Raw genomic sequence first — 3663 nt, 5'->3', positions numbered from 1 at the left:
TTACAGACCCAACTTCTTGTGCAGGTAGTGGATATTGGTGCCACCGTGCTGGAAGTTTTCGTCTTTCATGATCTCTTTTTGCAGCGGTACGTTGGTCTTGATCCCTTCCACTACCAGCTCGTCCAGCGCATGGCGCATGCGGGCGATGGCAATGTCACGATTCTCGCCGTAGCAGATCAGCTTGCCGATCATCGAATCATAGTGGGGCGGTACCTTGTAACCGGCATAGATGTGGGAGTCCCAACGCACGCCCAGACCACCCGGCGCGTGGAAGCGCTGCACCAGACCCGGAGAGGGCATGAAGGTGGCCGGATCTTCCGCGTTGATCCGGCACTCGATGGCATGACCACGGATGCGGATATCCTGCTGGGTGATCGACAGGGGCTGACCGGCGGCGATGCGCAGCTGCTCCTTGATCAGATCGATACCGGTGACCATCTCGGTGACCGGATGCTCAACCTGGATACGGGTGTTCATTTCGATGAAATAGAACTCGCCATTCTCGTACAGGAACTCGAAAGTACCCGCACCGCGGTAGCCGATCTCGATACAGGCGCGCACACAGCGCTCGCCGATGAACTTGCGCATTTCGGCGGTGATGCCGGGTGCCGGCGCCTCTTCCACCACTTTCTGGTGGCGACGCTGCATGGAGCAGTCACGCTCGCCCAGATAGAGGGCGTTGCCCTGGCCGTCTGCCAACACCTGAATTTCGATGTGGCGCGGGTTTTCCAGGTACTTCTCCATGTAGACCATGTCGTTCTTGAAGAACTGGCCTGCTTCGGATTTGGTTAGGGCAATGGCGGAGGCTAGCTCGGCCTCGCTGCGTACCACGCGCATGCCACGACCACCGCCGCCACCGGCAGCCTTGATGATCACCGGATAGCCGATGCGCTTGGCAATAGCGGCATTGCGCTTGGTGTCGTTGTCCACCGGACCGTCAGAGCCCGGTACACACGGTACGCCTGCCTTCTTCATCGCTTCGATGGCGGAGACTTTGTCACCCATCAGGCGGATGGTCTCGGCGCGCGGGCCGATGAAGATGAAGCCGGATTTTTCGACCACTTCGGCAAAATCGGCGTTCTCGGAAAGGAAGCCGTAACCCGGGTGGATGGCCACGGCACCGGTCACCTCGGCGGCGGCGATGATGGCCGGAACGTTGAGGTAGGAGTCGGTACTGGCTGGTTTGCCGATACAGATGGATTCGTCGGCCAGCAGCACATGTTTGAGCTCCCGGTCGGCGGTGGAGTGAACGGCCACTGTCTTGATCCCGAGCTCTTTGCAGGCGCGCAGGATCCGCAGGGCAATTTCACCGCGGTTGGCGATGACTACTTTGTCCAACATGGGTGGCGATTTCCCTTATTCGATGATGAACAGCGGCTCGTCAAATTCGACGGCCTGACCATTTTCAACCAGGATCGCTTTGATCACACCGGCCTTGTCAGACTCGATTTGGTTCATCATTTTCATGGCTTCGACGATGCACAGGGTATCGCCGACATTGACTTGCTGACCCACTTCCACGAACGGCTTGGCTTCCGGGCTGGAGGAGCGGTAGAAGGAGCCAACCATGGGAGAGCGCATCAGGTGACCGCTCGGTGCGGCATCTGCGGCCGGCGCAGCGGCAACCGGGGCGGCGGCTGGAGCGGCAACCGGAGCGGCTGCTTGCTGCATGATCATCTGCGGTGCGGCAGTGACCTGGCCTGCGAAGTTGCGGCTGATGCGAACGGACTCTTCACCTTCGGAGATCTCCAGTTCGGCGATGCCGGACTCTTCAACCAGTTCAATCAGCTTCTTGATTTTGCGGATATCCATTAGCATTCTCTTTCTTCTTTATCTGATCAGTGATTATCAAGCCGCGTGCAGATGGCGCACGGCCGCGGTTAAAGCGAATTGATAGCCATCGGCCCCCAGACCACAAATGACCCCTTTGGCGACATCAGACAGATAGGAGTGATGACGAAACGGCTCCCTGGCATGAACGTTTGACAGGTGAACCTCGATAAAGGGGATGGCGACACCCAGCAGCGCATCGCGGATGGCGACGCTGGTGTGGGTGAAGGCGGCCGGATTGATGATGATGAAATCCACCTGACCCATGGCCTGATGGATGCGGCTGACCAACTCATGTTCGGCGTTGGATTGCAGATGTTCCAGAGTGACACCGAGTTCGCTGGCGTTGAGCTTCAGATCGGCGACGATCTCATCGAGCGTCTTGCTGCCGTAGATACCCGGTTCCCGCTTGCCCAGCAGATTCAGGTTTGGACCGTTGAGCAGGAGAATTCGGCGATGTTGCGACATATTGAGTGCATCCTCGATGATCATGCTGCTATCTGTCAGCTATCTTGTGGACTACCTGAAATCTAGCCATTTTCTGCGCAAATCGGTGTGCCCTGGCACACAGATTTCGCAATTATATTGATTTCGTGAAAATTAGCAGCATTTTACTGGTCTAATCTCTACATCTGCCTATTTATTGATCTCTCTCGCTCCTGGATCGAGGTTCCGGTAACACAGGCTGTTTGCACCGTCCCGAAAACAACAAAGCCGGCACAGGGCCGGCTTTGTCGAGCAACAAACGAAGCGGGATCAGGCTGCTTCCGACTTCTCGCGGATGAGTTTGTCTACTACGCCCGGATCCGCCAAGGTGGAGATATCCCCCAGGCTGTCGGTCTCGCCGGTGGCGATCTTGCGCAGAATTCGCCGCATGATCTTGCCGGAACGGGTCTTCGGCAGCCCCTCCGCCCAGTGAATGACATCTGGCGTGGCGATGGCACCGATCTCCTTGCGCACCCACTCCTTCACCTCTTTGTGCAGCTCACGGCTCGGCTCTTCCCCGGCGATCAGGGTGACATAGGCATAGATGCCCTGACCCTTGATCTCGTGAGGAACCCCCACCACCGCGGCTTCGGCGATCTTGGGATGGGCCACCAGCGCCGATTCAATTTCGGCGGTACCCATGCGGTGGCCGGAGACGTTCAGTACATCATCCACCCGTCCGGTGATCCAGTAGTAGCCATCGGCATCGCGACGGGCACCGTCGCCAGTGAAGTAGCGGCCGGGGAAGGTGGAGAAGTAGGTCTGCTCGAACCGCTCGTGATCGCCGAATACGGTGCGCATCTGACCCGGCCAGGAGTCGGTGATCACCAGATTGCCCTCGGTGGCCCCCTCCAGCGGTTCGCCCATGTTGTCGACCAGCGCAGGTTGCACCCCGAAGAAGGGTTTGGTGGCTGAGCCGGGTTTCAGGTCGGTGACGCCGGGCAGCGGCGTAATCAGGATGCCGCCGGTCTCGGTCTGCCACCAGGTATCGACAATGGGGCAGCGTTCGTCGCCGATGGTGCGGTAGTACCACTCCCAGGCTTCCGGGTTGATGGGTTCACCCACCGAGCCCATGATGCGCAGGCTCTGGCGCGAGGTGCCGGTGACCGCTTCGTTGCCCTTGGCCATCAGGGCGCGGATGGCAGTAGGGGCGGTATAGAGAATGGTGACCTGGTGCTTGTCCACCACCTGACTCATGCGGTTGGTGGCCGGGTAGTTGGGCACCCCTTCGAACATGATGGTAGTGGCGCCGTTGGCAAGCGGCCCGTAGACCAGATAGGAGTGACCAGTGACCCAGCCCACATCGGCGGTACACCAGTAGATGTCCTCTTCGTGGTAGTCGAACAC

General features: G+C 58.9%; 4 protein-coding genes. All 4 read right to left on the bottom strand.

Annotation, left to right across the window (positions count from 1 at the left end; all coding sequences use genetic code 11):
- A complete protein-coding gene (accC, locus tag G5358_RS20400) occupies positions 1-1341 on the bottom strand; it encodes an acetyl-CoA carboxylase biotin carboxylase subunit (protein ID WP_216951972.1) in 1341 nt (446 codons plus the stop codon).
- A 15-nt stretch (positions 1342-1356) separates the two neighbouring features.
- Positions 1357-1812, bottom strand: coding sequence for an acetyl-CoA carboxylase biotin carboxyl carrier protein (gene accB, locus G5358_RS20395; RefSeq protein ID WP_216951971.1), 456 nt, complete (start codon positions 1810-1812; stop codon positions 1357-1359).
- A gap of 36 nt (positions 1813-1848) precedes the next feature.
- Positions 1849-2298: a type II 3-dehydroquinate dehydratase gene (gene aroQ / locus G5358_RS20390; RefSeq protein ID WP_139743401.1), complete on the bottom strand. Its 450-nt coding sequence runs from the start codon at positions 2296-2298 to the stop codon at positions 1849-1851.
- A gap of 288 nt (positions 2299-2586) precedes the next feature.
- A partial coding sequence (locus G5358_RS20385; RefSeq protein WP_421324812.1) for an acetate--CoA ligase occupies positions 2587-3663 on the bottom strand: 1077 nt, incomplete at its 5' end.

The sequence above is a fragment of the Aeromonas sp. 604176 genome, assembly GCF_049170755.1.
Classification (GTDB): Bacteria; Pseudomonadota; Gammaproteobacteria; order Enterobacterales; family Aeromonadaceae; genus Aeromonas; species Aeromonas veronii_A.
Note: the sequence above shows the minus strand (reverse complement) of the source record. Positions and strands in the feature narration are given on the sequence as shown.

Excerpts from the sequence above, each read along its gene's own strand:
- accB (WP_216951971.1), bottom strand. The coding sequence starts at position 1,812 with ATGGATATCCGCAAAATCAAGAAGCTGATTGAACTGGTTGAAGAGTCC.
- accC (WP_216951972.1), bottom strand. The coding sequence starts at position 1,341 with ATGTTGGACAAAGTAGTCATCGCCAACCGCGGTGAAATTGCCCTGCGG.
- aroQ (WP_139743401.1), bottom strand. The coding sequence starts at position 2,298 with ATGTCGCAACATCGCCGAATTCTCCTGCTCAACGGTCCAAACCTGAAT.